27 protein-coding genes and 2 tRNA genes are annotated in these 26,938 nt (G+C 61.2%); 12 read left to right on the top strand and 17 right to left on the bottom strand.

Annotated features, from left to right (window positions below; genetic code table 11):
• The first annotated feature begins 20 nt into the window (after window positions 1-20).
• The 3 genes from QVG21_RS06590 to QVG21_RS06580 are packed head-to-tail and all read left to right on the top strand — an operon-like array spanning window position 21 to window position 2,558.
• A complete protein-coding gene (locus tag QVG21_RS06590) occupies window positions 21-998 on the top strand; it encodes a M23 family metallopeptidase (RefSeq protein WP_287923268.1) in 978 nt (325 codons plus the stop codon).
• A gap of 2 nt (window positions 999-1,000) precedes the next feature.
• Entirely contained in the window at window positions 1,001-1,951 is a 951-nt protein-coding gene (locus tag QVG21_RS06585; RefSeq protein ID WP_287923265.1) for a M23 family metallopeptidase, read from the top strand.
• A gap of 4 nt (window positions 1,952-1,955) precedes the next feature.
• A complete protein-coding gene (locus tag QVG21_RS06580; RefSeq protein WP_287923263.1) occupies window positions 1,956-2,558 on the top strand; it encodes an HAD family hydrolase in 603 nt (200 codons plus the stop codon).
• Window positions 2,559-2,562: 4 nt separating this feature from the next.
• Here QVG21_RS06580 and QVG21_RS06575 read toward each other — a convergent pair whose 3' ends face one another.
• Window positions 2,563-5,703, bottom strand: coding sequence for a UvrD-helicase domain-containing protein (locus QVG21_RS06575; protein WP_287923261.1), 3,141 nt, complete (start codon window positions 5,701-5,703; stop codon window positions 2,563-2,565).
• A gap of 112 nt (window positions 5,704-5,815) precedes the next feature.
• On the opposite strand from QVG21_RS06575, the gene QVG21_RS06570 reads away from it, so the two are divergent.
• On the top strand, window positions 5,816-6,565 hold the full coding sequence (locus QVG21_RS06570) for a GIN domain-containing protein (protein ID WP_287923258.1): 750 nt from the start codon (window positions 5,816-5,818) through the stop codon (window positions 6,563-6,565).
• A gap of 1 nt (window position 6,566) precedes the next feature.
• Entirely contained in the window at window positions 6,567-9,413 is a 2,847-nt protein-coding gene (locus QVG21_RS06565; RefSeq protein ID WP_287923255.1) for a PD-(D/E)XK nuclease family protein, read from the top strand.
• Between the two features lie 145 nt (window positions 9,414-9,558).
• Here QVG21_RS06565 and tsf read toward each other — a convergent pair whose 3' ends face one another.
• The 10 genes from tsf to mce all read right to left on the bottom strand — a co-directional run bounded on the left by tsf (window position 9,559) and on the right by mce (window position 17,106).
• Window positions 9,559-10,389 (bottom strand): translation elongation factor Ts, encoded by an 831-nt coding sequence (tsf, locus tag QVG21_RS06560; protein WP_251215049.1) that lies wholly within the window; start codon window positions 10,387-10,389, stop codon window positions 9,559-9,561.
• A gap of 101 nt (window positions 10,390-10,490) precedes the next feature.
• The gene (gene rpsB / locus QVG21_RS06555) at window positions 10,491-11,360 is read right to left on the bottom strand and encodes a 30S ribosomal protein S2 (protein WP_287923252.1); all 870 of its coding nucleotides are present in this window, start codon (window positions 11,358-11,360) and stop codon (window positions 10,491-10,493) included.
• Between the two features lie 214 nt (window positions 11,361-11,574).
• Complete coding sequence (rpsI, locus tag QVG21_RS06550) at window positions 11,575-11,961, bottom strand: 30S ribosomal protein S9 (protein WP_251215051.1); 387 nt, start codon at window positions 11,959-11,961, stop codon at window positions 11,575-11,577.
• 5 nt (window positions 11,962-11,966) lie between these two features.
• The gene (gene rplM, locus QVG21_RS06545; protein ID WP_251215052.1) at window positions 11,967-12,422 is read right to left on the bottom strand and encodes a 50S ribosomal protein L13; all 456 of its coding nucleotides are present in this window, start codon (window positions 12,420-12,422) and stop codon (window positions 11,967-11,969) included.
• 138 nt (window positions 12,423-12,560) lie between these two features.
• On the bottom strand, window positions 12,561-12,989 hold the full coding sequence (locus QVG21_RS06540; RefSeq protein ID WP_287923247.1) for a DUF3592 domain-containing protein: 429 nt from the start codon (window positions 12,987-12,989) through the stop codon (window positions 12,561-12,563).
• Between the two features lie 68 nt (window positions 12,990-13,057).
• Complete coding sequence (locus QVG21_RS06535) at window positions 13,058-14,269, bottom strand: sodium ion-translocating decarboxylase subunit beta (protein ID WP_251215054.1); 1,212 nt, start codon at window positions 14,267-14,269, stop codon at window positions 13,058-13,060.
• Window positions 14,270-14,273: 4 nt separating this feature from the next.
• Window positions 14,274-14,735 (bottom strand): biotin/lipoyl-containing protein, encoded by a 462-nt coding sequence (locus QVG21_RS06530; RefSeq protein WP_251215055.1) that lies wholly within the window; start codon window positions 14,733-14,735, stop codon window positions 14,274-14,276.
• 9 nt (window positions 14,736-14,744) lie between these two features.
• Complete coding sequence (locus QVG21_RS06525) at window positions 14,745-15,101, bottom strand: OadG family protein (RefSeq protein ID WP_251215056.1); 357 nt, start codon at window positions 15,099-15,101, stop codon at window positions 14,745-14,747.
• Between the two features lie 15 nt (window positions 15,102-15,116).
• Window positions 15,117-16,682: an acyl-CoA carboxylase subunit beta gene (locus QVG21_RS06520; RefSeq protein WP_287923237.1), complete on the bottom strand. Its 1,566-nt coding sequence runs from the start codon at window positions 16,680-16,682 to the stop codon at window positions 15,117-15,119.
• A 13-nt stretch (window positions 16,683-16,695) separates the two neighbouring features.
• The gene (mce, locus tag QVG21_RS06515; RefSeq protein WP_251215058.1) at window positions 16,696-17,106 is read right to left on the bottom strand and encodes a methylmalonyl-CoA epimerase; all 411 of its coding nucleotides are present in this window, start codon (window positions 17,104-17,106) and stop codon (window positions 16,696-16,698) included.
• Window positions 17,107-17,365: 259 nt separating this feature from the next.
• Between mce and QVG21_RS06510 the strand changes: the two genes are divergently transcribed.
• Both QVG21_RS06510 and meaB read left to right on the top strand, forming a co-directional pair.
• Complete coding sequence (locus QVG21_RS06510; RefSeq protein ID WP_287923235.1) at window positions 17,366-17,824, top strand: thioredoxin domain-containing protein; 459 nt, start codon at window positions 17,366-17,368, stop codon at window positions 17,822-17,824.
• 8 nt (window positions 17,825-17,832) lie between these two features.
• A complete protein-coding gene (gene meaB, locus QVG21_RS06505; protein ID WP_287923232.1) occupies window positions 17,833-18,942 on the top strand; it encodes a methylmalonyl Co-A mutase-associated GTPase MeaB in 1,110 nt (369 codons plus the stop codon).
• A gap of 160 nt (window positions 18,943-19,102) precedes the next feature.
• Here the strand turns inward: meaB and QVG21_RS06500 are convergent, their stop codons facing one another.
• Entirely contained in the window at window positions 19,103-19,702 is a 600-nt protein-coding gene (locus QVG21_RS06500) for a trimeric intracellular cation channel family protein (protein WP_287923229.1), read from the bottom strand.
• A gap of 66 nt (window positions 19,703-19,768) precedes the next feature.
• Window positions 19,769-20,464: an SIR2 family NAD-dependent protein deacylase gene (locus tag QVG21_RS06495; protein WP_251215062.1), complete on the bottom strand. Its 696-nt coding sequence runs from the start codon at window positions 20,462-20,464 to the stop codon at window positions 19,769-19,771.
• 477 nt (window positions 20,465-20,941) lie between these two features.
• Here QVG21_RS06495 and QVG21_RS06490 point away from each other — a divergent pair, with 477 nt between their 5' ends.
• From QVG21_RS06490 to QVG21_RS06480, 3 genes are all read left to right on the top strand, one after another.
• Window positions 20,942-21,703: a DUF1295 domain-containing protein gene (locus tag QVG21_RS06490; protein WP_251215063.1), complete on the top strand. Its 762-nt coding sequence runs from the start codon at window positions 20,942-20,944 to the stop codon at window positions 21,701-21,703.
• Window positions 21,704-21,794: 91 nt separating this feature from the next.
• A complete protein-coding gene (locus QVG21_RS06485) occupies window positions 21,795-23,018 on the top strand; it encodes an NADH:flavin oxidoreductase (protein ID WP_287923225.1) in 1,224 nt (407 codons plus the stop codon).
• 1 nt (window position 23,019) lies between these two features.
• Window positions 23,020-23,829 (top strand): SDR family NAD(P)-dependent oxidoreductase, encoded by an 810-nt coding sequence (locus tag QVG21_RS06480; protein ID WP_287923223.1) that lies wholly within the window; start codon window positions 23,020-23,022, stop codon window positions 23,827-23,829.
• Window positions 23,830-23,945: 116 nt separating this feature from the next.
• Here the strand turns inward: QVG21_RS06480 and QVG21_RS06475 are convergent.
• The 4 genes from QVG21_RS06475 to QVG21_RS06460 form a co-directional block, all read right to left on the bottom strand.
• Window positions 23,946-24,020 (bottom strand) — tRNA-Pro (locus tag QVG21_RS06475).
• A gap of 47 nt (window positions 24,021-24,067) precedes the next feature.
• Window positions 24,068-24,142, bottom strand: a tRNA-Pro gene (locus QVG21_RS06470).
• A gap of 270 nt (window positions 24,143-24,412) precedes the next feature.
• The gene (locus QVG21_RS06465) at window positions 24,413-25,486 is read right to left on the bottom strand and encodes a TIGR04133 family radical SAM/SPASM protein (RefSeq protein ID WP_251215066.1); all 1,074 of its coding nucleotides are present in this window, start codon (window positions 25,484-25,486) and stop codon (window positions 24,413-24,415) included.
• Window positions 25,487-25,488: 2 nt separating this feature from the next.
• Window positions 25,489-25,758, bottom strand: coding sequence for a hypothetical protein (locus tag QVG21_RS06460; protein WP_251215067.1), 270 nt, complete (start codon window positions 25,756-25,758; stop codon window positions 25,489-25,491).
• 212 nt (window positions 25,759-25,970) lie between these two features.
• Here QVG21_RS06460 and QVG21_RS06455 point away from each other — a divergent pair, with 212 nt between their 5' ends.
• Entirely contained in the window at window positions 25,971-26,171 is a 201-nt protein-coding gene (locus tag QVG21_RS06455) for a cold-shock protein (protein ID WP_251215068.1), read from the top strand.
• A gap of 162 nt (window positions 26,172-26,333) precedes the next feature.
• On the top strand, window positions 26,334-26,938 hold a 605-nt coding region (locus tag QVG21_RS06450), incomplete at its 3' end, for a 6-phosphofructokinase (RefSeq protein ID WP_287923219.1).

The raw sequence follows: 26,938 nt of genomic DNA, 5'->3' as shown, positions 1-26,938 counted from the left end.
AACAAGGAGTTTTTTAGAGGATGAAGCAAAAACCAGAGACACCTGCCGCCGCAGGGCGCGAGGCGCGCGAAGCCGCCAAAGCACCGCTCCGGCTGAGAATCTACCGCATACTGCGCAAGGTACTCATCGGATTCATCCTTGTGTCGATAGCCAACGTGGTCTTCTCGCAGTTCTTCTACACCCCCAAAATGTACCGCATCAACCGCCGCAACCGCGAACTGATGATCCGGTACCGCATCCTCCAGGACCGCATCCGCACGGCCCAGAGCCGCGTGGACGAAATACGCCACCGCGACAACCACGTCTACCGCTCGCTCTTCTCGACCGACACCCTGGCGGAAGCCGACCGCCCCTACCCCGACGCGAAATACGCGCCGATGGACGACGACGAATTCGCACCGCTGATGATAGGGACGTGGAAACAACTGGACGCACTGGCCCGCACGCTCTACCAGGAATCGGTCTCGTTCGACGAACTGCAAGTGCTTTCCAAGGACAAGGCACGGCTGGCGGCGGCCATCCCGGCCATCTGGCCCATCGACCGCAAGGCCCTGCACGGCGACCATATCGGAGCCTTCAACCCGCGCCGCATGCACCCGATCTACCACCGCATCATCGCCCACCTGGGCATCGACCTGGGCTGCGACCGCGGAACCCCGGTCTATGCGACGGGCGACGCCACGGTGCAGAAAGTGGACATCGGAGAACCCACGCGCGGCTACGGCAAACAAATCCTGCTGAACCACAAGTTCGGCTACCAGACCCGCTATGCGCACCTGAGCAAGATACTCGTGAAACCCGGCGACAAGGTCCTGCGCGGCCAGGTCATCGGCGAAACGGGCAACACGGGCGGCTCGACGGCGCCCCACCTCCACTACGAAGTCATCCGCAGGGGCACGCCCGTCAATCCGGTCAACTACTTCAACCGCAACATGACCTACGACGAATACGACCGGTTCATGGAACGGATGCGCGAAACGAACTTTGAAATCATGTAACCATGCCCGGCAAAAAAGACCTTGAAAAACTCCGCAGGCACAAGCGCCGCCGCCAACGCATCATCCGCGGGACGGTGCAGTTCTTCGTGTGGACGGGTGTGGCGGTGATCTACTACACGGGATTCTCGCTCTTCTTCGACACGCCGCTCGAATACATGCTCAAGCACTCGACCGACGGGCTGCGCGACGAATACAAGACGCTGACGGCACGCTACGATTCGCTGACGATGGTGCTGGACAACCTCTCGGAACGCGACCGCAACGTATTCCGCATCCTCTTCGAGTCGGATCCCTACGAATCGGAAGCCGAAATCCGAAGCCGCGAAAACGCCAGCTACGAAGCACTCGTCGAGCACCCGACGCGCCAGCTCAAACGCGACCTGCGGCAGCGCACCGAAGAACTGGAACGGCGGCTCGAAGAACTCAACCACACCTACCACGACTTGCAGGCGCTGATCGATTCGACCGGGACGGCGAGCCACAACATACCGGCCATCCAACCCGTCATCAACAAACAGCTTACCCTGCTGACAGCTTCCTACGGCATGCGTTTCCACCCGTTCTACAAGACGCTCCAGTCGCACCAGGGCGTCGACTACACCATCCCCGAGGGGTCGCGCGTATTCGCCACGGCCGACGGCACGGTGCGCGACGTGCTGGAACGCAACTCGACCTCGGGCCGCACGGTGGTCATCGACCACGGCAACGGCTACGAAACCTCGTACAGCCACCTGTCGCAAATCAACGTCCGCAAGGGACAGCAGGTGCGGCGCGGCGACATCATCGCCCGCTCGGGCGACACGGGTCTCTCGCTGGCCCCCCACCTCCACTACGAAGTGCGCTACAAGGCCATGCGGGTCGACCCGATCCACTACTTTTTCATGGAACTCACACCGGGCGAATACCGGCGTCTGATGCACATCGCCCAGTCGGGCATGCAGTCGTTCGACTAACCCGATGGAAGGCCCGGTCAAACTGATTCTGCTGGATTTCGACGGCACGCTGGCCGACACGCGGCGGGCCAATGCGCTGGCCTACGCGGCCACGCTGCGGGAAGCGGGCTACCCGCTGACCGAGGAAGAATACCTCGGCCGCTATTTCGGAGTGCGGTGCGACGAATTCCTGCGCAGCTACGGCATCGCCGACCCGGCCGAGCGCGAACGGCTGCGGCTGCGGAAAATCGAACTCTATCCTGCGTTTTTCGACACGGTGGAACTCAACCGTCCGCTGTGGGAATTCTGCCGCCAGTTCCGGCGGCAGGGCGGACGGGTATGGATCGTCTCGACGGGCAGCCGGGCCAATATCGACAACGCGATGGCCCACTTGGGCATCGGCGGACCGGAGACGCCCGAAGCCCGATGCCCCGCAGGCCGGGTCGACGGCATACTGGCCGGACCCGACGTCGCGCGAAGCAAGCCCGCCCCCGACTGCTTCCTGGAAGCGATGCGCCGCGAGGGGGTCACGCCCCGCGAAACGCTCATCTTCGAGGATTCGGCCGTGGGGCTCGAAGCCGCCCGGGCTTCCGGGGCCGCGTACATCCGAGTGACGCTGCCGGAATAGCGCCCTACACCACCCTTTCGATTTTGCCGAGCCGGACGAACCAGAGGTAACCCTCGGTGCGGGCATACCCCATGTCGCGCAGGAGCGCGCAATATTCCTCAATCTGGCGCTTGTAACGGGCGGTGTCGTGCTCGCCGAACTTGTAATCGACGACCACGGCCCGGTCGCCGCAGGTCATCACGCGGTCGGGGCGGCGCGGCGAACCCTCGCCCGGCAGGATGATTTCCTGCTCGTTGCGCACCTGCTGCCACGGTCCGTCGAACCACTCGCGCACAACCGGGTCGGCCAGCGCCTGGCCGATCATCCGGCGAAGCTGCGCGGCGTCGGCGGCCGAAAGCGTGCCGTCGTGCTCCATCCGCGCCACGGCCCGCCCGATTTCCGCGGTGTCCGCCGCATCCTCGAACGCCCGGTGCATCAGAATGCCGAAATCGCGCGGCGAAAGGGCGGCATCCGACCCCGGCTCGAAATAGCGCTGCGACGGCAGCCGCAACCGCAGGTCGGCCTGCGCCGTGGGGTAATTCTCCAGCACGACGTGCCGGACCTCGCCCCCCTTGCGGAGCGAATCGGCCGGACCCGCGAACTCGCCGAACTCGAAACGCTCGGAAGCCTCGCCGCACGAGTAACGGCCCGTCATATCGCCGAGCAGCGCCCTGTCGCCGTCGACGGCAAGGTGTTCGAGCAGCAGCGACCCGACGTGGCGGCCGCCCCGCCGGGGAATGAAGAGATGGAGCGATTCGGCGGCGCGCGTCAGCGCCACGTAGAGCAGATTGATATTGTCGACATGCGAATAGACCGTCTCGCGGTAGAACTCCTCAGAGAAACCCGATTCGGCCATCGCCTTCTTGAACCTGACAGGGAAGCGCCCCGCTCCGGCGGCTTCGCCCTGCGCCTCGGCCCACACGATGTTCTGCACCCCGCCCCCGGACTTGGGGTCGAGCTGCCACGAACAATAGGGAATCAGCACCGCCTTGTTTTCCAGCCCCTTGGCCTTGTGGATGGTGATGATTTCGACCGTCTGCTCGCTGCGGCCGACGCTCAGCGAACGGGCCGAACCCTGCTCCTCCCACCAGGCGAGAAAAAGCGGGATGTCGGCTACCTTGTTGGCGCAGAACGCGATAATCTGCTCGTGGATGGCTTGCAGGTAGGCCGTCTGCAAACGGTCCTGCTGAAGGTCGTACTCCATGACGATGCGCTCGAACGCCTCCTCGGGCGAGAGCAGGCGGACCGAACGGAAGAACGCCCGCTCGGCATCGGAGAGCGGAGCATCGAAATCGCGGCCGAGGCAGCGGTTGAAAATGGCGCGGCTGAGCCGGTCGCCGGCATTGAGCGCCAGCCGCAAGGCCGCCGCGACGAACGAGCTGACGGGCGCGTTGCCGATGACGAGCGCTTCCTGCGTCATGACGTCGAAACGGTAGCGGGGGTCGGTGTTGCGGCTCTTGAAGTCGAGCAGTTCGGCGGCGATTCGGGCCCCGTCGGTGGCGCCGCGCACCAATATCATGATGTCGGCCGGGCGGAAACCGCGGTCGAGCAGTTCGCAGAGCCGCTCCACGACGGGCGGCCGCTCGTCGAAGGTCTCGACCGAGACGTACCCGTCGACCGGCGCCTTGCGGCGGGGCGTCTGCGCCTGCCCGCGGTAAGCGTCGGCCAGCGTATCGCGCAGTTCGCCCGCCGCGGCAGCAGCGACATCGCCCCGGGCGGCCGCTTCGGCGAGCTGTCCGTTGAGCGCCGCATTGTCGGCGGCCACGACGCAGTCGATTATCCGGTTGTTGAACCCCACGACCACGGGCAGACTGCGCCAATTCTCCTCCAGCATCTTCACCTCGGTGTTCCCCTCGCCCAGCGCGCGGCGCGCCCCCTCGTGGAGAATCCGCCAGTCGCCGCCCCGCCAACGGTAAATCGACTGCTTGATGTCGCCCACGATGAGCACCGAAGTCTCCTCGCTCTGTGCCATGGCGTTCTGCAACAAGGGCAGGAAATTCTCCCACTCGCGCACCGACGTGTCCTGGAACTCGTCGATCATGAAGCGCTCGAAGCGGTTGCCGACCTTCTCGTAGATGAACGGCGCATCGTTGTGGCCGATGAACTCCGCAAGCAGGTATTTGGTTTCGGAGAGCAGCATCATGTTCTGCTCGTCGCAAAGCCGCTGCACCTGCGCATAGAGGTCCGACAGGAGGGCGAAACTGCGGTAGTTCTCGCGCAGCAGGTCGCAGGTGTTCCACGAACGGAGGTTCTGCGCATAGAGCCCGCACATGTGCTGCAACAGCGGCCGGAGCTGCCCGACGAGCGGCTCGGCAGGCGAACCCTTGGCGCACCAGCCGTCGGCCGTGGCGCTCATCTTCAGCACGGTGGCGGAGGGAGCTTTCAGTTCTCCGGCGGCCACGACATAGAACCAGTGGGCGAAACTGCGGCTCTTGCCCGAAAAATCCGTGGCGGAAAGCCCTGCCGCGCCGATAAGCTGCACGGCCTGCGCAGCCGTCTGCTGCAACTCCCGCTTGGTGGCCTCGGCATGGGCCGCAGCACGGTGAACGATGCGCCGCAGCTCCTCCTTGGACCGGGGAGCGGAGAGCGTCGGGCGGTTCTTCTCCTTGAAAAGCTCGCCGCCCAAGGAGAGAATGCCGTCGCGGACGTCCCACTTGCGCCCCTCGTCGATACGCTCCTCGACGAAACCGGTCATCCAGCGCAGCAGGTCGCGGTCGGCCGTGATGGCTTCGATGAGAGTGTCGGCGCTCTTGGCGAGCACCGAAGCGGTTTCGATTTCGACGTTGTAATCGAGGTCGATGCCCAGCTCCTTGATGAAAGCCCGCAGAATGCGCTGGAAAAAAGTGTCGATGGTGAGGACCGTGAAACGCGAATAATCGTGGAGAATACGGGCCCGGGCCTCGGCCGCCCGCTTCTGCACGGTGCGGGCGTCGAGCCGGAGCTCCCGGCACAAGTCGGCGGCATAGGCACTCGGCCCGCCGGACGCGAGCAGGTGTATCTCCTTGAGAATACGCGACTTCATCTCCTCGGTGGCCTTGTTGGTGAAGGTCACGGCGAGGATATGGCGGTAGAGCGACGGCTGCTGCACCACGTCGCGCACGTACTTGTAGGCCAGCTGATAGGTCTTGCCCGACCCGGCGCTGGCATTGAGGATTCTGGCCCGCATGGGAAACGATGGATGTTCGGAAAGCGTAAAAGTACGAAACAAATCCCGAACGGCAAGGCGCTGTTCGCGATAAATTTCGTAATTTAGCGACCTGAACAGAAAAAGCCACACCATGAAACACCCGATTCTGAGCGCCATGGCGCTGCTGATGATGTGCACCGCCCATGCGCAGGCGGAATTCGAGACGCAGGCTTCGGTCGGCCAGGCGAGCACGCTGCCCGTATCGCCCACCGAACGCAGCGAATGGCTCGCGTCGTTCACGGCCGTGGAGGTCGACGCCTCGGTCGACCTCCTGTTCGTGCGGACGCCCGACAACAAGGCGCCCCGCATCGTCTACGACACCAAGGGCGATTCGACGACCAAGTTCCGCGCCGAAATCAAGAACCAGACCCTCCGCATCCGCGAACGCGCCGACATACACCGCCGCGACCGCACGATTGTGACGGTCTACTACACGACGCTGGAATCGCTGCGCCTGACCGACGCGACGGTACGCTTCGAGGGGCCGCTGAAAGCCAGGCTGTTCGACCTGGCGGTAGGCGCCCGGTCGAGCGTGGAAGCCGAAATCGACATTCAGGACCTGATGATGGACCTCTCGGGCGAGGAGAGCCGCGCGAAACTCCACGGGCAGGTACGCTATCTGACGCTCTTTGCGTCGACGGGAGTAGCCGACGCGGCCGGAGTGGTCTGCGAAACGGCCCGCGTAGTGGCCCGCAACAAGGCCCGTGTGAGCGTCGACGCCATCGAACGGCTGGAAGCCAGGGCCACGAGCGGCGCGAAAATCGACTACAAGACGGAACCCAAGCTGCTGCGTTTCAGCCAGTCGACGCCGTGGTTCCCGTCGGACGAAAAAGAGAAATAGGATGGCCGCGCCGGGATTTCTGGAAGAAGTGGCCCGCGACCTCCACGCACGCTACGGCGCGGAGCTGAGCGACCGGACCATCCTGTTTCCGTCGCGGCGCGCACGGCTGTTCTTCACCGACGCCCTGAGCCGGATTGCGGACCGGCCCATGTGGCAGCCGGCGTGGACCACGATCGACTGCCTGACAACCGAAATCTCGGGGCTCGAAACGGGCGACCGCCTGCGGCTCATCGCCGAACTCTACAAGGTCTATTCGCAGTACCACGACGAAGCGTTCGACAAATTCTACTTCTGGGGCGAGATGCTCCTGGCCGACTTCGACACCATCGACAAATACCGCATCGACGCCCGGCAGCTATTCCGCAACCTGTCGGAAATCAAGGAACTGGAAGCCGACATATCGTATCTGACGCCTGCCCAGCTGCAAATCCTGAGCTTCTGGTCGTCGCTGGGCCCCGAAGCCGACCTGTCGGAGGAGAAACGCCGCTTCCTGGCAATCTGGAAGACGCTGGGGCCCATCTACGAACGCTACCGCGAACGGCTGGCCGCGCTGGGCATCGCCTACGGGGGCATGGTACAGCGCGCCGCGGCCGAGAAAATCGAAGCGGGCGACTATGCGTTTCCGGAACCCCGGCGCTACGTGGTGGCGGGATTCAACGCACTGTCGGAATGCGAGAAAATCCTGTTCCGCTTCCTCGCCACGACGGCCGAAACCGACTTCTACTGGGACTACGACACCTATTATAAAACGAATCCCGAGCAGGAAGCGGGCATGTTCGTGCGCGAAAACATGGCGCTTTTTCCGCCGCGCGCGGAACTCTCGCACGACGGCATGGCCCTGCCGAAAGAACTGACCGTGGTTTCGGCGGTGTCGAATGCCGTGCAATGCAAATACGCCGCGGAAATCCTGCGCGAATATGCCCGGCAGGCGCCTTTGGACAAACGGACGGCGGTGGTGCTGACCGACGAAAATCTGCTGCTGCCGCTGCTCTACGCGCTGCCCGCAGAAGCGGGCAAGGTCAATGTGACGATGGGCTATCCGCTCAAACAGACGCTGGCCTACACCTTTGTGGAACGGCTGGTGGCGCTGCAAGCCCGCCGCCGGAGCAAAGGGACGGAAACGACTTTCTATCACGCGGACGCAACGGGACTGCTGAACCATCCCTATGTTTCGGGGTGCGACGAAGCGCTGACCCGCACGCTGTCGGAGGAAATCGCCGACGAACGCCGGATTTCGGTCGACGCCGCGTGGCTGGGCCGCAACGGCCTGCTGCAAAGCGTCTTCCGCCCTGCCGAAAACTGGCAGGAACTCTCCGACTGGCTGCTGGAAGTCATCGGCGCGGTGGCCCGGATGCCCTATGCCGGAGACGACGCTGGCCAACGGACCGAATTCCTGGCAGTCATCGCCGAAGAAATCCACAAACTGCGCAACTCGCTCGAAACCTGCGGCATACCCATCGAAACAGAAACCTATGCCTCGCTGCTGCGCCGCCACCTCCAAACGCTCCGCATTCCGTTCGAGGGCGAACCGCTGGAGGGACTGCAGGTAATGGGCATCCTGGAAACCCGCAACCTCGACTTCGAGAACGTGGTCATCCTCTCGATGAACGACGACAACTTCCCGGGCAACCGCATGGCGCAGGCATCGTTCATCCCCTACAACCTGCGGGCGGCCTTTGCGCTGCCGACGCCCGAACACCACGAAGGGGTCTACGCCTACTATTTTTATCGGCTGATTCAGCGGGCGCAGCGCGTGCACATGCTCTACTGCTCGCATGCCGACGAAAAATCGACGGGCGAACCGAGTCGCTACATCTATCAGCTCGAATACGAAAGCGGAATTCCGGTACGGCGAACCGAAGTGGGCGTCGATGTGAACCTGGCGCAGACGGCCCCCATCGAAGTGGGCAAAGACGCGCGGACGCTGGAACGGCTCGAACGCTTCGTCGACCCCGAAAACCCGGCGACCCTCTCGCCGACGGCCTTTTTCCGCTATGTGGCCTGCCCGCTGCGCTTCTATTTCCACTCGGTGGCGCGGCTCACCCCCGACGACGAAGTGACCGAAGAAGTCGACGCCCCGATGTTCGGCACGATACTGCATGCGGCGGCCCAAAAACTCTACGGCCGCATCGTAGGCGAAGCCCATCCGGGCGAGACCCTGCGGGCAATGATCCGCACGGACGAAGCGACACGCGCAGTGACCGAAGCGATCAACGAAAACTACCTGCGCGACGCGGACGCGACGCCGGAAGAATACACGGGCAACCTGCTGCTGGTCAAAGACATCGTAACACGCTACCTGCGCGGCGGCATCATGCGCCACGACGCGGCGCACGACGCATTCACGACCACGGGGCTGGAACACGAAGTCGCCTATGCCTTTCCGTTCGAGGCGGCGGGCCGGAAACTGCAACTCAAATTCGCCGGAATCGCCGACCGCATCGACCGGCTGGACGACGGGACGCTGCGCGTGGTGGACTACAAGACGGGAGCGCCGCATCTGGAATTCGCAGGCATCGAAAGTCTCTTCCGCGGCGAGGGGAAACAACGGCTCTCCAACATTCTCCAAACCCTGCTCTACGCCATGATGCTCTACCATTCGCAGGGGTGCGACGCCCGCCCGGCGCTTTACTATGTCCGCAACATGCACCGGGAGGACTACGCGCCGGAACTGGACGACAAACAACTGGGGCAGCGAGGAACGCCCTACTCGGCATACGCCGCGCCGTTCGAGGAACTGCTGCGCACCACGCTGGCCGAACTCTACGACCCCGCCGTACCGTTCCGGCAGTGCGAGGACCCCGACACGTGCAAATTCTGCGACTTCAACGTAATCTGCAAACGATAAAAAGGCAGGCCGGACCCGAAAGAATCCAGGCCGGCAAGCCCTGCCCTATCCGAACGACCACCCCTCCGCCCGACGGAATCCGCAAAACAAAACGCCGGAACTTCCTTTCCTCGGAAGCTCCGGCGTTTCAATAAACAACAGACGGCTACTCGCCCAGCGCGAAACGCTTGTAAGCGATGACCGTAGCGTCCTTGTCAGCCTTGCGGATGAACTCGGCGATGGTCTCCTTCTCGCCGACGACGCACTGGTTCAGAAGCGTATTCTCCTCGAAGAACTTGCGCATCTTACCCTCGGCGATCTTCTCAAGAATCTCGTCGGGCTTGTTGGCGTTCTTGGGATCCTGCTTCATGGCCTCGACGGCGATCTGACGCTCGTGCGCCACGACATCGGCGGGGCAGTCGGCAACGTCGATAGCGATAGGCGCCATAGCCGTAGCCTGCATGGCGACAGCGTGGGCAACCTCCTCGGGCACAGCCTTGTTGAAACCGAGCACCGTACCCAACTTCTTGTTGAAGTGGACGTAAGCGGTGCAGTAGGGAGCCTCGATGCGGGCGTAGTAGGCCAACTCGATTTTCTCGCCCGTCTGCCCCGACTTCTCGGTCACCATCTCCTCGACGGTATGGCCCTCGGCGTTCTTGGTAGCCAGGAGCGCATCGCGGTCGGCAGCGTCGGCAGCGACCGCAACCTCCAACATGGCGTTGGCGGAAGCGGCGTACTCGGCATTCTGAGCCACGAAGTCGGTCTCGCAGGCGAGGCAGAGGATATAAGCCTTGCCACCCACGATTTTAGTCACGACAACGCCCTCGGTAGCGGTACGGTCGGCGCGCTTGGCAACGACGAGCTTACCCTTTTCGCGGATAATATCCTGTGCGCGGTTGTAATCGCCCTCCGCCTCGATGAGTGCCTTCTTGCAATCCATCATGCCGGCACCCGTCATCTTGCGGAGCTTCATCACATCGGCAGCTTTGATTTCCATAATTGTCTGAATTTAAGATTTACGTTCGTTTGCATGACCTTCTCCTGCCTCGGCAAAACCCAAGCCAATGGGCGCCGCCCCGGCAAGAGAAAAAGCCCGTGTTACTCCTCCGCAGCGGCTGCGGGCTCCTCGTAGGGAGTTTCGACAGCGGCGACAACCTCCTTGACAGCCTCCTCCTCGGCATCCACGGTAGCTTTGACAGCTTTCTTGATGCGGGGTTTGGCTTCCTTCTTGGCAGCTTCACCTGCGGCCTCGGCCTCCTGGGCCTCCTTCTCCTTTTCGAGCTTGCGCTCCTCGAGACCCTCGGCCAACGCGGCGCACATGGCCTCTACGACCACGGCGATCGACTTGGTGGCATCGTCATTTGCAGGGATTACGTAATCAATGTCGGTCGGATCACAACAAGTATCAACCATTGCAAAGACGGGGATGCTCAAACGCTTGGCCTCCTTGACGGCGTTGGCCTCCTTCTGAACGTCGACGACGAACAGAGCGGCGGGCAGACGCGTGAGGTCGGCGATGGAACCGAGGTTCTTTTCGAGCTTCGCACGCTGGCGTGCGATCTGGAGCTTCTCGCGCTTGGAGAAGTTATCGAACGTGCCGTCGGCGGTCATCTTGTCGATGGTCGCCATCTTCTTGACGGCTTTACGTATGGTGGGGAAGTTTGTCAGCATACCGCCGGCCCAACGCTCTGTAACGTAAGGCATACCGACGGCTGCCACCTTTTCGGCAACGATTTCCTTGGCTTGTTTCTTGGTGGCGACGAACAGCACGCGGCGACCGCTCTTGGCGATCTGCTTGATGGCTGCGGCAGCCTCATCGATCTTCAGCACGGTCTTGTGCAGGTCGATGATATGGATGCCGTTCTTCTCCATGAAGATGTAGGGAGCCATTTTGGGGTTCCACTTACGCTTCAGGTGACCGAAATGGGCGCCGGCCTCCAACAATGTATTAAAATCTGTACGTGACATTTTCGATTCGTAATTAAACTGATTCTAATTCTCTTTTCAACAACTCCGCGAGTAGCGGTCCTTGCGGCCGGTCCCCGGAGTTTTCCGCGGCGCGGCAACCGAGAGGCAGTACCTATTTATTATATAAGATTCTTCGCTCTGCTTCAGAATGACATAACCAAGGCAATCCCTGCGGTTTGAAACCGACGCCGTACATGCCGAAATTCCGGTCGTACTAACGCTTGCTGAACTGGAACTTGCGGCGTGCTCCGGGCTGACCGGGCTTCTTACGCTCAACCTCGCGGGGATCGCGGGTGAGGAAACCTGCCTTCTTGAGCGTGGGACGCATCTCGGCGTCGATCTCGCACAATGCGCGAGCGATACCCAGACGTGCGGCCTCGGCCTGACCCTTGATGCCACCGCCATCGAGGTTGATGGTGATGTCGTAATTCTCGGCGGTGTTGGTAGCCAACAGGGGCTGCTTCACCTGGAACTGGAGAATTTCGAGGGGGAAATAAGCGGCGAGTTCCTTGCGGTTGATGGTAATCTGACCCTTGCCCGGCTTCACGTATACGCGAGCCACAGCGGCCTTGCGACGACCTACGGTGTTTACAACTTCCATAACGCTTACTTAATCTCGTTTAACTTGATACTCTTGGGGTTCTGTGCGGCGTGCGGATGCTCGGCGCCTGCATAGACCTTCAGATTTTTCAACAGCACGGCACCCAGACGCGTGCGGGGCAGCATGCCCTTGACGGCCTTTTCAACCAGGAAAGTAGGTTTCTTGGCGAGGTAATCGGCCGGAGTAGCGAAACGCTGACCGCCGGGATACCCCGTGTGACGCGTGTAGACCTTGTCGGTCATTTTCTTGCCCGTGAGCTTCACCTTGTCCGCGTTGACGACGATGACGTAGTCGCCGCAGTCGACGTGGGGCGTGTAGCTGGGCTTGTTCTTGCCGCGGAGGATCTTGGCCACCTGCGAAGCAAGACGTCCCAATACCTCGTTCGTAGCGTCGATCACCACCCATTCCTTGGCGACGGTCGAAGCATTGGCCGAGATAGTCTTGTAGCTTAATGAATCCACTGTTTTACGTTTAGTTTAACTTGTTTGTAATCCGTTTCCCGCACTACGCGGGTGCGCAAAGGTACGAAAAAATATTCACCCGGCAAACCGCACGGCGAAAAATTGCGGCGCCGGGTGAAAAAAAGAAGCCCTGCGAGCCTAACGGCGATACGGACGAGGGCGAATTCTTCTGATTTTCAGATTTTTTGCGCTATCGCGTGCCGGCCTGTTGCGGGCGGGGTCGCCGGGCAGATAGCAAACCGCGATGGAATCGCCCTTGCGCACGCCGACGGACGCGGAACCGAGCCGGTGGGAATCCTCGAACTCCTGCCCGCCGACCGAAAAACGGTAGTCGAGGTAATGGACCGTCACCTTTTCGCGGCGCGAAGTGCGCCGGGTGACCCGCCGGGTGCGGTACTCGGTCTTGGTGTAAATACGGGTCACGACGCCCATCGTTTCGACGCCCTCTTTCTTGAAACGGCCGTTGAGCCAAAAGGCATAGCCCGAACCGACGGCGAGGGCGGCAACCAAAGCCGCAAGCGCCCCGCACCAAACACCGCGCCACGTTCGGGAAGCGGAATTTTCCATTGACAAAAACGAACTTTAATGAAAAAGGGGCGGACCCAAATCCACCCCTATCGAAACAACGCCCCGGACTAACCCAGGAACGAAAGCAGAATACCTGCGGCCACGGCCGAACCGACGACGCCGGCGACGTTGGGTCCCATGGCGTGCATCAGCAGATAGTTGCCCGGATCGGCTTTCTGCCCCTCGGTCTGCGACACGCGGGCGGCCATCGGCACGGCCGAAACGCCTGCCGAACCGATCAGCGGGTTGATTTTGTTGCCCTCCTTGCAGAAGCAGTTCATCAGCTTGGCCAACAGCACACCGCAGGCGGTGCCCAGCGCAAACGCGGCGACGCCCAGCACGAGGATGCCCAGCGTGCGGACATTCAGAAACGCCTCGGCGGTAGCCGTAGCACCGACCGTCAGACCGAGGAAGATGACCACGATGTTCATCAGCTCGTTCTGCACCGTCTTGCTCAGACGGTCGACAACACCGCACTCCTTCATCAAGTTACCAAGCATCAGACAGCCGATAAGCGGCGCGGCGCTGGGCAGTAACAGCGAAATGATGACAGCGATGATAATCGGAAAAAGGATACGCTCCAGTTTGGAAACGGGGCGCAGCGTGCTCATCTTGATTTTGCGCTCTTTCTCGGTCGTCAGCAGCCGCATGATGGGGGGCTGGATGACGGGAACGAGGGCCATGTAGGAATAAGCCGCCACGGCGATGGGACCCAGCAGCTCGGGCGAGAGCATCGAGGTGAGGTAGATGGCCGTAGGACCGTCGGCCCCGCCGATGATACCGATGGAACCTGCCTGCGCGGGCGAGAAACCCAGCGCGAACGCCCCGAGGAACGTGACGAAGATACCGATTTGCGCCGCGGCCCCGAGCAGGAAACTCTTGGGGTTGGCAATCAGCGGCCCGAAGTCGGTCATGGCGCCGACGCCGACGAAAATCAAGCAGGGATAGATACCCAGCTTGACACCCAGATAGAGGTAGTCGAGCAACCCGGCATTGGCGACGAAGATGTCCCAATGCACGTGCCCGCCGGCGAAAAGCTCCGTATGGTAGAGGTTGGCGCCGGGCAGGTTGGTGAGCAACATGCCGAACGCGATGGTGAAGAGCAGCAGCGGCTCGAACTTATGCCGGATGGCCAGGTACATGAGGAAGCAGGCGACGCCCAGCATGACGACGCTGCCCCACCCCATCGAGGAGAAGAAACCTGCGATACCCGTGGACTCGGCGAATTTGAGCAGGCTCTCCGACACGAAATCGGAACCTGCGGTCAGAAAACTCCACATAAGGTTACCCGATGACGATTAAGCTGTCGCCCTCCATGACGGTAGCGCCCTGCTGGATGAGAATCTCCTTGACCACACCGCCGCTCACGGCGTCGATATTGTTCTCCATCTTCATGGCTTCCAGCACGACGAGCGTCTGTCCGGCAGCGACGGTATCGCCGACAGCCACCTTGATGGCCAGCACCGTACCGGGCAGCGGGCACTTGACGACCGAACCGCCTGCGGAAGCCGCGGGAGCGATGCGCGGCGAAGGAGCCGCCGTGGAGGGAGTGATCATGCCGCTGTTGGCCTCGCGCGGTGCGGGAGCCACCTGCGGCCGCGAGGGTGCGGCGGCCGAAGCCCCGGCGATTTCGACCTCGTAGGGAGTGCCGTTGACGGTCACGTGGGCCACCGTCGAGGTCTCGTTGACCTCGTCGATCTGCACGTTATAATTTTGTCCGTTGATTTTCAGTGAGTAATCTTTCATTGCAATAAACTATTTACGGTCGGGCAACTGGGTGAGGCCGTGGATTTTGGAGTTCCACGGCGAATAGGCGCGCTTGATGCTGAGGATGGTCAGCACCTCGGATTCGCGGTCGTGCATGGCGCTGCGGTAAATCTTGAGCGCCGTGGCGATGGCGGCGATCTCCTCCTCGTGGACCTGCCCCTGCACGACGACACGCCCCGAGGGAGCGGCCGCGGGAGCAGCGGTCTGCCGGACGGTGAACACGTAGCCGAAGAGCTTCATGACGCCGACGAGCAGCACCAGCATGAAGAACACCAGACAGACGCTGATGAGCGCCACCCACAACATTTCGGACCAGCCCCAGTCCGCTACTATCAACATTTTCATGGTTGCAGGATTGGGTTACAAAGGAATGTTGGAGTGCTTCTTGGCCGGATTCTGCAAACGCTTGGTAGCCAGCGACTGCAAGGCCCGGATGATGCGGAAGCGCGTGTTGCGCGGCTCGATGACGTCGTCGATGTAGCCGTAGCGGGCGGCGTTGTAGGGGTTGGAGAACTTGTCGTTGTACTCCTTCTCCTTCTCGGCGATGAAAGCGGCCTTCTCCTCGGGTTTGTCCGCAAGGTCCTTGAGCGCCTTGGCGTGGAGCACCTCGACGGCGCCGCTGGCACCCATCACGGCGATCTCGGCCGTCGGCCATGCGTAGTTGATGTCGCCGCGGATGTGCTTCGACGACATGACGATGTAGGCGCCGCCGTAGGCCTTGCGCAGCGTGACGGTGATCTTCGGAACCGTGGCCTCGCAGTAGGCGAAGAGCAGCTTGGCGCCGTGGGTGATCACACCGCCGTACTCCTGGGTCGTACCCGGCAGGAAGCCCGGCACGTCGACCAGCGTGACGATCGGGATGTTGAAGGCGTCGCAGAAGCGGACGAAGCGCGCGGCCTTGCGGCTGGCGTTGATGTCGAGCACGCCGGCCATGAACTTGGGCTGGTTGGCGATGATGCCGACCGACTGGCCGTTGAAGCGGGCGAAGCAGGTGATGATGTTCTTGGCGTAGCCGGCGGCCGACTCGAGGAACTCGCCGTTGTCGACGATCGCGCGGATCACCTCGGTCATGTCGTAGGGCTTGTTGGCGCTGTCGGGGATGATCTCGTTGAGCGAATCCTCCAGACGGGTGATCTTGTCGGTGCAGACGGCCAGCGGAGCGTCCTCCATGTTGTTCTGCGGCATGTAGGAGAGGAGCTTCTTGATGAGCTCGATGCCCTCGTCCTCGGTGTCGACGGCGAACTGCGCCACACCCGACTTGGTGGTGTGCATCACGGCACCGCCCAGCTGCTCCTGCGTCACGTCCTCGCCCGTGACGGTCTTGACGACCTTCGGACCCGTGAGGAACATGTTGGAGGTCTCCTTCTTCATGATGATGAAGTCGGTCAGCGCGGGCGAATAGACGGCACCGCCGGCGCAGGGGCCGAAGATGGCCGAAATCTGCGGGATGACGCCCGAAGCCATGACGTTGCGCTGGAAGATATTGGCATAACCGGCCAGGGCGTTGACACCCTCCTGGATACGTGCGCCGCCCGAATCGTTCATGCCGATGCAGGGGGCACCGTTGCGCATGGCCATGTCCATGACCTTGCAAATCTTATCGGACATGGACAGCGACAGCGAACCTGCCGTGACGGTGAAATCCTGTGCGAAGACGTAAACCAACCGCCCGCCGATGGTACCGTAACCCGTCACCACGCCGTCGCCGAACGCATGGCTCTTGTCCATGCCGAAGTCGTAGCAACGGTGCGTGACGAACATGTCGAACTCCTCGAAACTGCCCTCGTCCAGCAACATCCGGATACGCTCGCGGGCCGTGTACTTGCCCTTGGCGTGCTGGGCGTCGATACGCTTCTGACCGCCGCCGAGACGCGCGGTTTCGCGGTTCTCGATGAGCTTGTTGATCTTGTTCTGAATTTCGCTCATAGTCTTATACGGATTATTTGTTCTTGTTCTCGCACAACTCGGTCAGAATGCCCTGCGTGGACTTGGGATGCAGGAACGCGATGGTCATCCCCTCGGCACCCTTGCGGGGCGTCTTGTCGATCAGGCGGATGCCCTTGGCCTCGGCGTCGGCCAGCTGCTCCTCGATGTTCTCGCAGGCGAGAGCCATGTGGTGAATGCCCACGCCGCGGTTCTCGATGTACTTGGCGATGGTCGATTCCTCGGAAGTGGGCTCCAGCAGCTCGATCTTGGTCTGGCCCAGCATGAAGAAAGCCGTGCGGACCTTCTGGTCGGCGACCTCCTCGATGGCGTAACACTTCAGACCCAGAACGCCCTCCCAATAGGGAATGGCCTCGTCGAGGCTCTTCACGGCGATGCCCAGATGCTCGATATGAGATACTTTCATGATAAGAATGAATTAAGATTTGATGATATTTTTGAACTGTAATTTACGGATTGTTATTTCACGCACACAAAGATAAGAAGAATATTCAGGAACCGCCAACATTTGAAACGGATTTTTTGTATTTAATTTTCAGTCCGTTCGTCGCCGAAATTATCCGGATTGCCGGATGGGCGGCGCACCGCGGCGCAGCAAAAAAATCGGCCGCACAGCAGAAAATGGCAAATAATTCGTATCTTCGCTTGACAAAACACCGGGCTCTATGAAAAAAACAGTGTTCGTATTGCTGGCGGCCCTGGCCGCAGCGGCCGCCGCCGGTCAGAATATCGCCCTGGGCGAACGGGCGCCGGAACCCAAAGTCCAGTGCTGGCTCGACGGCCGCCAGCCCGCCGAGGCGCCGATGACCTATGTGGAGTTCTTCCACTCGGGTAGCCGCAACTCGCTGGAGGCCATCCGCCACCTGCAGCGCATTTCCGAAAAGATGGGCGACAGGCTGCGCATCGTGGTGCTCGTTCACGAACCCGAGGAGAAAATCGCGCCCCTGCTGACGCCCTATCTGTCGGAACACCTGGGCGTAGGCTGCGACCCCAACGGCAAACTATTCACGGCCTACGACGTCCGCTACGTTCCGTTCGGGGTGCTCCTGGGCCCCCGCCACCGCGCGCTGTGGATGGGCAACACGCTGCAGCTGACCCCCGAAATCATCGAGAAATCCAAATAACCCCCGCGATGGCCTACACCAAAATCGACCACTACGAAAAAGAATACGCCGACACGCACCACGACACGGCGCTGAATGTAGCCCAAGGAGTTGAAGAACAACCGATCATAAACCCCTACTTCAAGCGGCGCAAGAAATCGAAGCTGACGACCGAAGAATACGTTGCCGGCATCCTGGCGGGCAACATAACGACCCTTTCGCAGGCCATCACGCTCATCGAATCGAACAACCCGGAGCACTACGCGCAGGCGCAGGAAATCATCGAACGGTGCCTGCCCCACGCCGGGAAATCGGTCCGCATCGGCATCACGGGGGTGCCGGGCGCCGGCAAATCGACGTTCATCGAAGCCATCGGCAACATGGTGACCTCGCTCCGCCACAAGCTGGCCGTGCTGGCCATAGACCCCTCGTCGGAGCGCAGCGGCGGCTCGATTCTGGGCGACAAGACCCGCATGGAGAGCATCTGCCACAATCCCGACGTCTTCATCCGCCCCTCGCCCTCGGCCGGGTCGCTGGGCGGCGTGGCCCGCAAGACGCGCGAGACGATCGTGCTGTGCGAGGCCGCCGGATTCGACGTCATCTTCATCGAGACGGTCGGCGTCGGGCAGTCCGAGACGGCCGTGCACTCGATGGTGGACCTCTTCATGCTGCTCCAGATTTCGGGTGCGGGCGACGAATTGCAGGGCATCAAGCGCGGCATCATGGAGATGGCCGACCTGATGGTCATCACCAAGGCCGACGGCGAAAACATCCACAAGGCCGAACTGGCCCGCACGCAGTTCCAGGGCGCCCTGCGGCTTTTCCCGCTGCCCGATTCGGGCTGGCGGCCCAAGGTCTACACCTGTTCGTCGGTCTCGGGAACGGGGCTGGAGGAGGTCTGGAAAGGAGTGGAAGAGTATCTGGACCACATCGAAAAGAACGGTTACTTCAAGCACCACCGCAACTGCCAGAACAAATACTGGATGTACGAATCCATCGAGGAGGTGCTGCGCAGTTCGTTCTACCGCAATCCGCAGGTCGAAGCGCAAATCGGCGACTACGAGCAGCGGGTGCTCGACGACAAGATTTCGTCGTTCATCGCCGCCAAGGAATTATTGAAGCTCTACTTCAACAACTAACAGCTATCGATCTCGCTATGTGTTTGCAGAGCTTTTCTGATTGTCATGTTGAGCGTAGCGAAACATCTTGCTGACGCATCCGGATTGACACTATCGGATTCTTCGCTTCGCTCAGAATGACGAGACGAAAACCGGATGTATCGCGTAAAATCGAAAGCTGTTATTTCAGAATCGGCAGCTTGAGCCCGAAATGCACGGCGACGACGCGTGCGGCGATGACGCTCAAGGCGGTAGCCACCTCCGTAGTCCCGGCCCCGAGCCCCGTCCACTGGCACAATCCGAAGACGACCCCGCCGAAGACGCAGGCGAGGGCGTAGATTTCTTTCCGGAAAATCAGCGGTTCCTCGTTGATGAGGATGTCGCGCAGCACACCGCCCGCAGCGCCCGTAATGGTTCCCATGATGATGCCGACCCACAGCGGGAATCCCGCCGCGAGCGTCTTTTCGATGCCGACGACGGTGAAAAGCCCCAACCCGATGGCGTCGAAGATGAAGAACGTGTTGTTGAAACGAATCAGATAGGGCCCCGAGACGATGACGATAAGCAGGGCCCCTGCCGTCACGAACAGATAGGTCGAATCGAGCATCCAGAACGGGGTGAGCGAGAGCATCAGGTCGCGCACGGTTCCGCCGCCGATGGCCGTGGTGAACCCCACGACGTAGGCCCCGAACCAGTCGAAGCGCTTGGCCGAAGCCAGCCGGATGCCGCTGATGGCGAAAGCCAGCGTGCCCAGAATCTCGATGAAAGTGAAGAGCGTCATGTTGGCGACAGATTTTCCGGGGCACAAAGGTAAAACAATTCTCTCATTCCGCACCGCCGCGCGCCGCTAAACGTAAGTTTTTTGCAGCATCGCGGCCAGTTCGGGCACCCCGTCGGCCGCTCGCTTGTGGATGAACGTAAGCGGATTGCGTATCCACGACGTGTCGGGACGGCCCGGGTCGACCACGAAAATCGGGATTTCGGGCCGCACGTAGCGCACCAGCGAAGCCGCGGGATAGACCGCCAGCGAAGTGCCGACCACCACCATGATGTCGGCTTCGGCCGCAATCCGCGCCGCCCGGTCGAACATGGGCACCGCCTCGCCGAAGAAGACGATGTGCGGGCGGAGCAGCGCCCCGTCCGGGGCACGGGCATCGAGCGGCTGTTCCCAGCCGTCGAGCGGAACGATGAGTTCCGCATCGCGCTCCGAGCGCAAGCACGTGAGTTCACCGTGCAGATGCAGCACGCGTGTCGACCCGGCCCGCTCGTGGAGGTCGTCGACGTTCTGCGTAATGACTTCGACCTCGAACCGCTCCTCCAGCGCGGCGATGGCCCGATGCCCCGCATTGGGCCCGGCATCCAGCATTTCGCGCCGCCGCCTGTTGTAAAACTCCACCACCAGCGCCCGGTTGCGCGCCAGGGCTTCGGGCGTACAGACATCCTCGATCCGGTATTCGGCCCACAGCCCGTCGGCATCGCGGAACGTCGCCAGCCCGCTGTCGGCGCTCACCCCGGCACCCGTAAAAACCACAATCTTCTTCATCGCCGCATTGATGTTTCACGCATCGAAACTACCGATTTCCGGCCGAAAAACCAAACGTTCCAGGCAAAAAGAGTCCGGAGCACGGGAACCGGGCGGAACCGCGCATCACACAGAAGCGAAAATTCCGCCGCCACGACTTTCCGGCACAATTCGTGCAGGCATCCATACTGCGACCGCACCGGGTGCGACCGGCACCTCGCGACAACGTATTCCATTCTCCGCAACGCCCCGACAGGCGCTTTCTCGCGGCCGGTAACGGCGACCGAACATTCAGGGACCTTCCCCGCGACACGCGCCGCCACCCGGGCCGGAGCGGATCGGACGGACAGCGCAGGCTCAGTGCAGGCGCTGTCCTTTTATTTATAGGCTGTTTTTCGCCATTGACAACCGCTTCGTCCGACTTCCGGCCCGAAAAATTGTCGGTCAGCGATTTTTTAGCTATATTTATGCCGTTGTCCGCAAACCCGACTGCATAAAATGGCCCAGACGTTCGACATCTTCCTCCTCATCATGGCCCTGCTGGCCGTGGGAGTATTCGTGGCGCTCCACTTCTTCGAGGCCGGCTACGGCTATCTTTTCAATCCCAGATACGGACCTCCGGTACCCAACAAAATCGGATGGATGCTGATGGAATCGCCCGTGTTCATACTCATGTGCGTGCTTTGGGCGCTGAGCGACCGCACATGGGAAGCCGGGCCGCTGGCGCTGTTCCTGCTGTTCCAAGCCCATTATTTCCAGCGTTCGTTCATCTTCCCGCTGCTCATGCGCGGCCACTCGAAGATGCCGCTGGGCATCGTGCTGATGGGGATGGCGTTCAACACGCTCAACGCCTTGATGCAGGGCGGCTGGATATTCTACGTCTCGCCCGCAGGCTATTACGCCGACTGGTTCGCCAAGCCCTACATATGGACAGGCGGCGCGCTGTTCATCGCGGGCATGGCCGTCAATCTGCACTCCGACCGCATAATCCGCCGCCTGCGCCGTCCCGGCGACACGCGCCACTACATCCCGCGCGGCGGCATGTTCCGCTACGTCTCGTCGGCCAACTACTTCGGCGAAGTGCTCGAGTGGACGGGCTTCGCCATCGCTTCGTGGTCGTGGGCGGGCGCGGTCTTCGTGTGGTGGACTTTCGCCAACCTCGCCCCGCGCGCCGCCTCGCTCTACCGTCGCTACGAAAAGGAATTCGGCGAAGAGTTCACCGCCCTCAAACGCAAGAAAATCATCCCGTTCATCTATTGAAATCAGCATAGCCTGCAAGCAGTCTCTGCCCTCGCTTAATCGCAAAGTTCACCTTTCACCTTTCACTTTTCACTTTTCACCTTCAGCCAAAATGTCCGACCTGTTCACCCCCTATAAGTTGGGTCCGCTGACCCTGCGCAACCGCACCATCCGCTCGGCGGCTTTCGAGTCGATGGGCAAGGATTTCGGCCCCACGCAGCAGCTCAAGGATTACCACGTGTCGGTCGCCCGCGGCGGCGTGGGCATGACCACGGTAGCTTACGCTTCGGTTAACCGCAGCGGCGTGTCGTTCAACAAACAGCTGTGGCTGCGGCCCGAAATCGTTCCGGGGCTGCGCGACATGACCGACGCCATCCACGCCGAGGGTGCCGCGGCAGGCATCCAGATCGGCCACTGCGGCAACATGACCCATTGGTCGACGGCCGGATGCTTCCCGGTCGGCGCATCGACGGGGTTCAACCTCTACTCCCCCACTTTCGTGCGCGGCATGCGGCGCAGCGAGTGCGCGGCCTTCGCCAAGGATTTCGGGCAGGCGGTCCGCACGGCCCACGAAGCCGGGTTCGATTCGGTGGAGGTGCACGCGGGCCACGGCTATCTGATTTCGCAGTTCCTCTCGCCCTACACCAACCATCGGCGCGACGAATACGGCGGTTCGCTCCAAAACCGGATGCGCTTCATGCGGATGTGCCTGGAAGAGGTGCTCGAAGCGGCGGCCCGATGCGGCATGGCCGTGCTGGTCAAGCACAACATGGAAGACGGCTTCAAGCGCGGCATCCAGATACCGGAGAGCCTCGAAATCGCCCGCGAAATCGAACGCCTGGGCGCCCACGGCATCGTGCTGACGTCGGGCTTCGTGTCGAAAGCCCCGATGGCGGTGATGCGCGGCCGCATCCCGACCAAGACGATGAGCCACTACATGCCGTGGTCGTCGTGGCCGCAGAAAATCGTAATCAGCCTGTTCGGCAGCCGGATGATCCGGCAGTACGATTTCGAGGAGTGCTATTTCCTGGAAAACGCCAAGAAGTTCCGCGCTGAACTCAAATGCCCGCTGGTCTATGTGGGCGGGCTGGTGAGCCGCGAGGGCATCGAGCGCGTGCTCGGCGCCGGGTTCGAGCTGGTGCAGATGGCCCGCGCGCTGGTCAACGACCCGGGGTTCGTCAACAAGCTGCGCGACGGCGACATGACGACCCGCTCGGGCTGCGACCACCGCGACTACTGCATGGCCCGCATGTACTCGGTCGACATGCAGTGCTGCCACAACTGCAAGGAACCCATACCGGAGAAAATCTGGCGCGAACTGGCCAAAATCAAATAGCATGCGACGCGGAGAAGTGGAAAAAGGAAGCGCGTGGGCCTTGGTGACGGGCGCCGGCTCGGGCATCGGACGGTGCTACGCCTCGCGGCTCGCGGCCTTGGGCTACAAGCTGGCGCTGGCGGGAGACCGCCCCGAACCGCTGGAAGCGGTAAAGGCCGAACTGCTGGCGGCAGGTTGCGCCGGGGTATTCGTCACGACGTGCGACCTGGCCCGGGTCGAATCGGCGGAAGCACTGCACGCAGCGCTGACAGCGGCGGGAATCGAGCCGGACGTGGTGATAAACAACGCAGGCATGTTCTCCTACTGCGACATCCTCGCAACGCCCGTCGAACGAATCGAACGGATGGTTCTGCTGCACGACCTGACCAACACCAAACTCTGCCGCCTGTTCGCCGCCGACATGATTCGCCGCGGCGTGCAGGGCCGCATCCTGAACATGTCCTCCTACTCGCAGTGGATGCCTTTTCCGGGGCTGGCGCTGTACAGCGCCTCGAAAGCCTACCTGCGGCAGTTCACGGTCTGCTTCGCCAAGGAGATGCACGAGCACCGAATCCGCGTCACGGCGGTTTGTCCGGCAGGCGTCGCCACCGACCTCTACGGCCTGCCGCCCCGCTGGCAGCGAATCGGCATGCGGCTCGGGGCCTTGATTTCGGCCGACAGGTGCGCCCGCCGCGGGTTGCACGCCTTGTGGCGCGGGCGCCGCACCTGCGTCCCCGATTGGTGGAACCGCATCGCAATTCCCGTCTGCAAGCTCCTCCCCCTGTGGCTCCTCCGCCCTATCCGTAAATCCACTTTGAAGTTTCAGAAATAGCCCTCTGCGATTGATTTGCAGAGCCCTCCACGCAAACACGGCTCATATCCGCAAGCAAATATCGGCGCAACAAAAAAACCTTTGCTTTTCAGCAAAGGTTTCTGCCGCGTGGCCTGTCGGGGAGACTGGATTCGAACCAGCGACCCCCTGCTCCCAAAGCAGGTGCGCTAACCGGACTGCGCTACACCCCGTTCGCTCATACGAAAACAGACCGCCGAAAGGCAGTCTGTCCTATTTGTCGGGGAGACTGGATTCGAACCAGCGACCTCCAACTCCCGAAGCTGGCGCGCTAACCGGACTGCGCTACACCCCGAACAAAACTCCTATCCTTGTAAGAGCGCACAAAGATACGCCGAAAAATCGAAACAACCAAATTATTCGCAAAAAAACGACATCGCCCCTCGAAAACATGCCGACCGAAAGATACTCGACCGCCAAAAAGCTCATGCTAAAACGTTTTAACAACCCCACTGCATCACTGCCGCGCAGGTTTACCAACGCCGCCTGATTTTGTGAAGCCAAGCCTCAAGCGCACAACCCAGCAAGAAAAGGGTCAGAAAAATAGCTCCCCAAAACATCATAATCACAGCCGTTTGTAGTGACAATACAGCAGATCGCCGTTGTCGTCGTGCAGGTGCATCCCGCCGCCGAGGCAATAGCGGAACATTTTGCAGTCGGCGCATTCGCCGCGCTTCGCCCAGTCGCGTTTGCGGAACGGCTCGAAGCGGTTCTGCCACACGTCCCAGAATTTGTCGCGGTAAATATTGCCTTGGTGGAAGTTGGCCCGGATGGAGGTGCAGCCCGAAATCGACCCGTCGACCCGGATGGAAGCCACCGAAACCCCGGCGGCACATTGGTAGAAGTGGTCGCGGACCTCGGTTTCGTAGCCGCCCAAAAATCCCTCGCAGGCATAGCTGACCTCGATGCGGCCCTCTTTCCGTGTCTGACGGATGAATTCCAGCATCCGGCGGAACTGGGCGTCGGACAGCCGCAGCGTCGGGTCGTCCTTGGCGCGCCCCATCGGGAAAATCGAGAACAGCCGCCACGACCGCACGCCCTCGGCAATCAGCATGTCGCGGAAAGCCTCCAGCTGCGGAACCATGGCTCCCGTCACGCAGGTCACCACGTCGAACGCCAGGCCCGGTTCGCGGACCAAAAGCCGCACCGCATCGAGTGCTTTGGAGTAGCTCAGCGGATTGCTGCGGATATAGTTGTGTTCGCGCTCGAAGCCGTCCAGACTGACCGAAATGCTCCGCAGTCCCGCGTCGACCAGCCCGCGCAGGCGCTGTTCGGTCAGCGCCATGCCGTTGGTGACCATCCCCCACGGATAGCCCCGGCGTGCAACTTCGCGGCCCGCGAATTCCAGGTCGTCGCGCACCAGCACCTCGCCCCCGGAGAAGATAATCAGCACCGACGAGGGGTCGGCATGCGGCGTCACCTCTTCATCGAGCACCCGCAGGAAATCGGCCACGGGCATGTCTTTCACCCCGGGGTCCACCCGGCAGTCGCTGCCGCAATGACGGCACGACAGATTGCACCGCAGCGTGCATTCCCAAAAGAGCGTATCGAGCCGATGCTCGGCGACCGTCGAGCGGTAAAGGTCGGAAAATATGTTGAGGGCCAGCCGCTTGCGGAGCCCCAACCGTCGTCCGGCCATGACTATTCGGCCTGCTTCTCCTCCTGCGGAGCCTGCGGTGCGGGGATCCCTGTCGGCGCTGTCACCGAATCGGGCAGCGTCTCCATCACCGTCCCGCGGGGCGGCCGTACGCCGTACATCACGACAATCCGATAATGCGTCGTGTCCGAACGCATCTCCACACCGATGGCTTCCTGCGGCCCGGAACTGCGGCCCGCGGAGTGTTTCGCCGAAGAGCAGGCGGCCGAAAAGCCGAGCAGCGCCGCCAATGCAAGTTTGAATTTTCTACCCATATCGCCCGAATTAGTATGCGATTCTCTTGCCGAAGATACGAATAAGTGAGGGCAAAAGCAAACTTGTTTGCATTTTGCCGAGCAGGAGTATCTCAGCAATGGCTAAGATACGAAAAATCCCGCAAAGACGAAAAAATAAGCGGATAAGTTTTGAAAAACGACCTTTTTTGCGTTACTTTGCGGAACACAATTCACACTTTAATCGCTTTTTTATGAAAGGTCAGGTAAAATGGTTCGATAGCAAGAAAGGCTACGGATTCATTACTGGAGAGAACGGCAAGGAGATTTTCGTTCACTTCTCGGGCATCTTAACGGATGGTTTCAAGTCGCTCAACGAAGGTCAGCACGTCGAATTCGAGGTCGGCAACGGCGCCAAGGGCGAGCAGGCCATCGACGTGAAGGTGGTTGAGTAAACGATAAATTACCCAATTCCCGTCGGAGCGGTTTTCAGCAGTGGAAACCGCTCTTCTTTTTTCCCGCGCGGCATCCCCGCGAATCGCGCCCGGTTTTCTTGTCGGTTTGAAAAAAAAGGCGTAATTTTGGCTTCCGAAAAAACAACTCACTCCAATACTCCTATGAAAGAAGCTATTGCTATTCTGACCGGGGGCGGTCCGGCCCCCGGCATGAACACGGTGGTGGGCAGCGTCGCCAAGACGTTCCTGCACCACGGTTATCGCGTAATCGGCCTGCACGAGGGTTACACGGGGCTCTTCATCCCCGAACCCCGGACCGTCGACATCGACTACCGCATGGCCGACAGCATTTTCAACCAGGGCGGTTCGTTCCTCCAGATGAGCCGTTTCAAGCCCAAGGATTCGGATTTCGAGAACAATTTCAACCTCAAGTTCTTCACCGACAACAACATCAAGCTGCTCGTCACGGTCGGCGGCGACGACACCGCTTCGACGGCCAACCGCATCGCCAAGTTCCTCGAGAGCAAGAAATACCCCATCGCCAACATCCACGTGCCGAAGACCATCGACAACGACCTGCCGCTTCCGAAGGGCACGCCGACGTTCGGCTACGAATCGGCCAAGGACAAAGGCGCCGTCATCGCCCGCGCGGTCTACGTAGACGCCCGCACCAGCGGCAACTGGTTCGTGCTGGCCGCCATGGGCCGCAGTGCCGGCCACCTCGCATTCGGCATCGGCGAGGCCTGCCACTACCCGATGATCGTCAT

This window comes from Alistipes sp. UBA6068, assembly GCF_949428155.1.
GTDB lineage: Bacteria > Bacteroidota > Bacteroidia > Bacteroidales > Rikenellaceae > Alistipes > Alistipes muris.
This window is presented reverse-complemented; position numbering and strand designations above follow the sequence as displayed.

Bases quoted from the DNA above. Each gene is read 5' to 3' on its own strand.
- QVG21_RS06485 (WP_287923225.1), top strand. From the start codon at position 21,795: ATGTCCGACCTGTTCACCCCCTATAAGTTGGGTCCGCTGACCCTGCGC.
- QVG21_RS06565 (WP_287923255.1), top strand. From the start codon at position 6,567: ATGGCCGCGCCGGGATTTCTGGAAGAAGTGGCCCGCGACCTCCACGCA.
- QVG21_RS06570 (WP_287923258.1), top strand. From the start codon at position 5,816: ATGAAACACCCGATTCTGAGCGCCATGGCGCTGCTGATGATGTGCACC.
- QVG21_RS06455 (WP_251215068.1), top strand. From the start codon at position 25,971: ATGAAAGGTCAGGTAAAATGGTTCGATAGCAAGAAAGGCTACGGATTC.
- QVG21_RS06525 (WP_251215056.1), bottom strand. From the start codon at position 15,101: ATGAAAATGTTGATAGTAGCGGACTGGGGCTGGTCCGAAATGTTGTGG.
- QVG21_RS06590 (WP_287923268.1), top strand. From the start codon at position 21: ATGAAGCAAAAACCAGAGACACCTGCCGCCGCAGGGCGCGAGGCGCGC.
- QVG21_RS06530 (WP_251215055.1), bottom strand. From the start codon at position 14,735: ATGAAAGATTACTCACTGAAAATCAACGGACAAAATTATAACGTGCAG.
- QVG21_RS06490 (WP_251215063.1), top strand. From the start codon at position 20,942: ATGGCCCAGACGTTCGACATCTTCCTCCTCATCATGGCCCTGCTGGCC.
- tsf (WP_251215049.1), bottom strand. From the start codon at position 10,389: ATGGAAATCAAAGCTGCCGATGTGATGAAGCTCCGCAAGATGACGGGT.
- QVG21_RS06480 (WP_287923223.1), top strand. From the start codon at position 23,020: ATGCGACGCGGAGAAGTGGAAAAAGGAAGCGCGTGGGCCTTGGTGACG.
- QVG21_RS06575 (WP_287923261.1), bottom strand. From the start codon at position 5,703: ATGCGGGCCAGAATCCTCAATGCCAGCGCCGGGTCGGGCAAGACCTAT.
- QVG21_RS06510 (WP_287923235.1), top strand. From the start codon at position 17,366: ATGAAAAAAACAGTGTTCGTATTGCTGGCGGCCCTGGCCGCAGCGGCC.
- QVG21_RS06500 (WP_287923229.1), bottom strand. From the start codon at position 19,702: ATGACGCTCTTCACTTTCATCGAGATTCTGGGCACGCTGGCTTTCGCC.
- rpsI (WP_251215051.1), bottom strand. From the start codon at position 11,961: ATGGAAGTTGTAAACACCGTAGGTCGTCGCAAGGCCGCTGTGGCTCGC.
- QVG21_RS06585 (WP_287923265.1), top strand. From the start codon at position 1,001: ATGCCCGGCAAAAAAGACCTTGAAAAACTCCGCAGGCACAAGCGCCGC.
- QVG21_RS06540 (WP_287923247.1), bottom strand. From the start codon at position 12,989: ATGGAAAATTCCGCTTCCCGAACGTGGCGCGGTGTTTGGTGCGGGGCG.
- QVG21_RS06535 (WP_251215054.1), bottom strand. From the start codon at position 14,269: ATGTGGAGTTTTCTGACCGCAGGTTCCGATTTCGTGTCGGAGAGCCTG.
- QVG21_RS06580 (WP_287923263.1), top strand. From the start codon at position 1,956: ATGGAAGGCCCGGTCAAACTGATTCTGCTGGATTTCGACGGCACGCTG.
- QVG21_RS06460 (WP_251215067.1), bottom strand. From the start codon at position 25,758: ATGGGTAGAAAATTCAAACTTGCATTGGCGGCGCTGCTCGGCTTTTCG.
- QVG21_RS06465 (WP_251215066.1), bottom strand. From the start codon at position 25,486: ATGGCCGGACGACGGTTGGGGCTCCGCAAGCGGCTGGCCCTCAACATA.
- QVG21_RS06495 (WP_251215062.1), bottom strand. From the start codon at position 20,464: ATGAAGAAGATTGTGGTTTTTACGGGTGCCGGGGTGAGCGCCGACAGC.
- rpsB (WP_287923252.1), bottom strand. From the start codon at position 11,360: ATGTCACGTACAGATTTTAATACATTGTTGGAGGCCGGCGCCCATTTC.
- meaB (WP_287923232.1), top strand. From the start codon at position 17,833: ATGGCCTACACCAAAATCGACCACTACGAAAAAGAATACGCCGACACG.
- mce (WP_251215058.1), bottom strand. From the start codon at position 17,106: ATGAAAGTATCTCATATCGAGCATCTGGGCATCGCCGTGAAGAGCCTC.
- QVG21_RS06520 (WP_287923237.1), bottom strand. From the start codon at position 16,682: ATGAGCGAAATTCAGAACAAGATCAACAAGCTCATCGAGAACCGCGAA.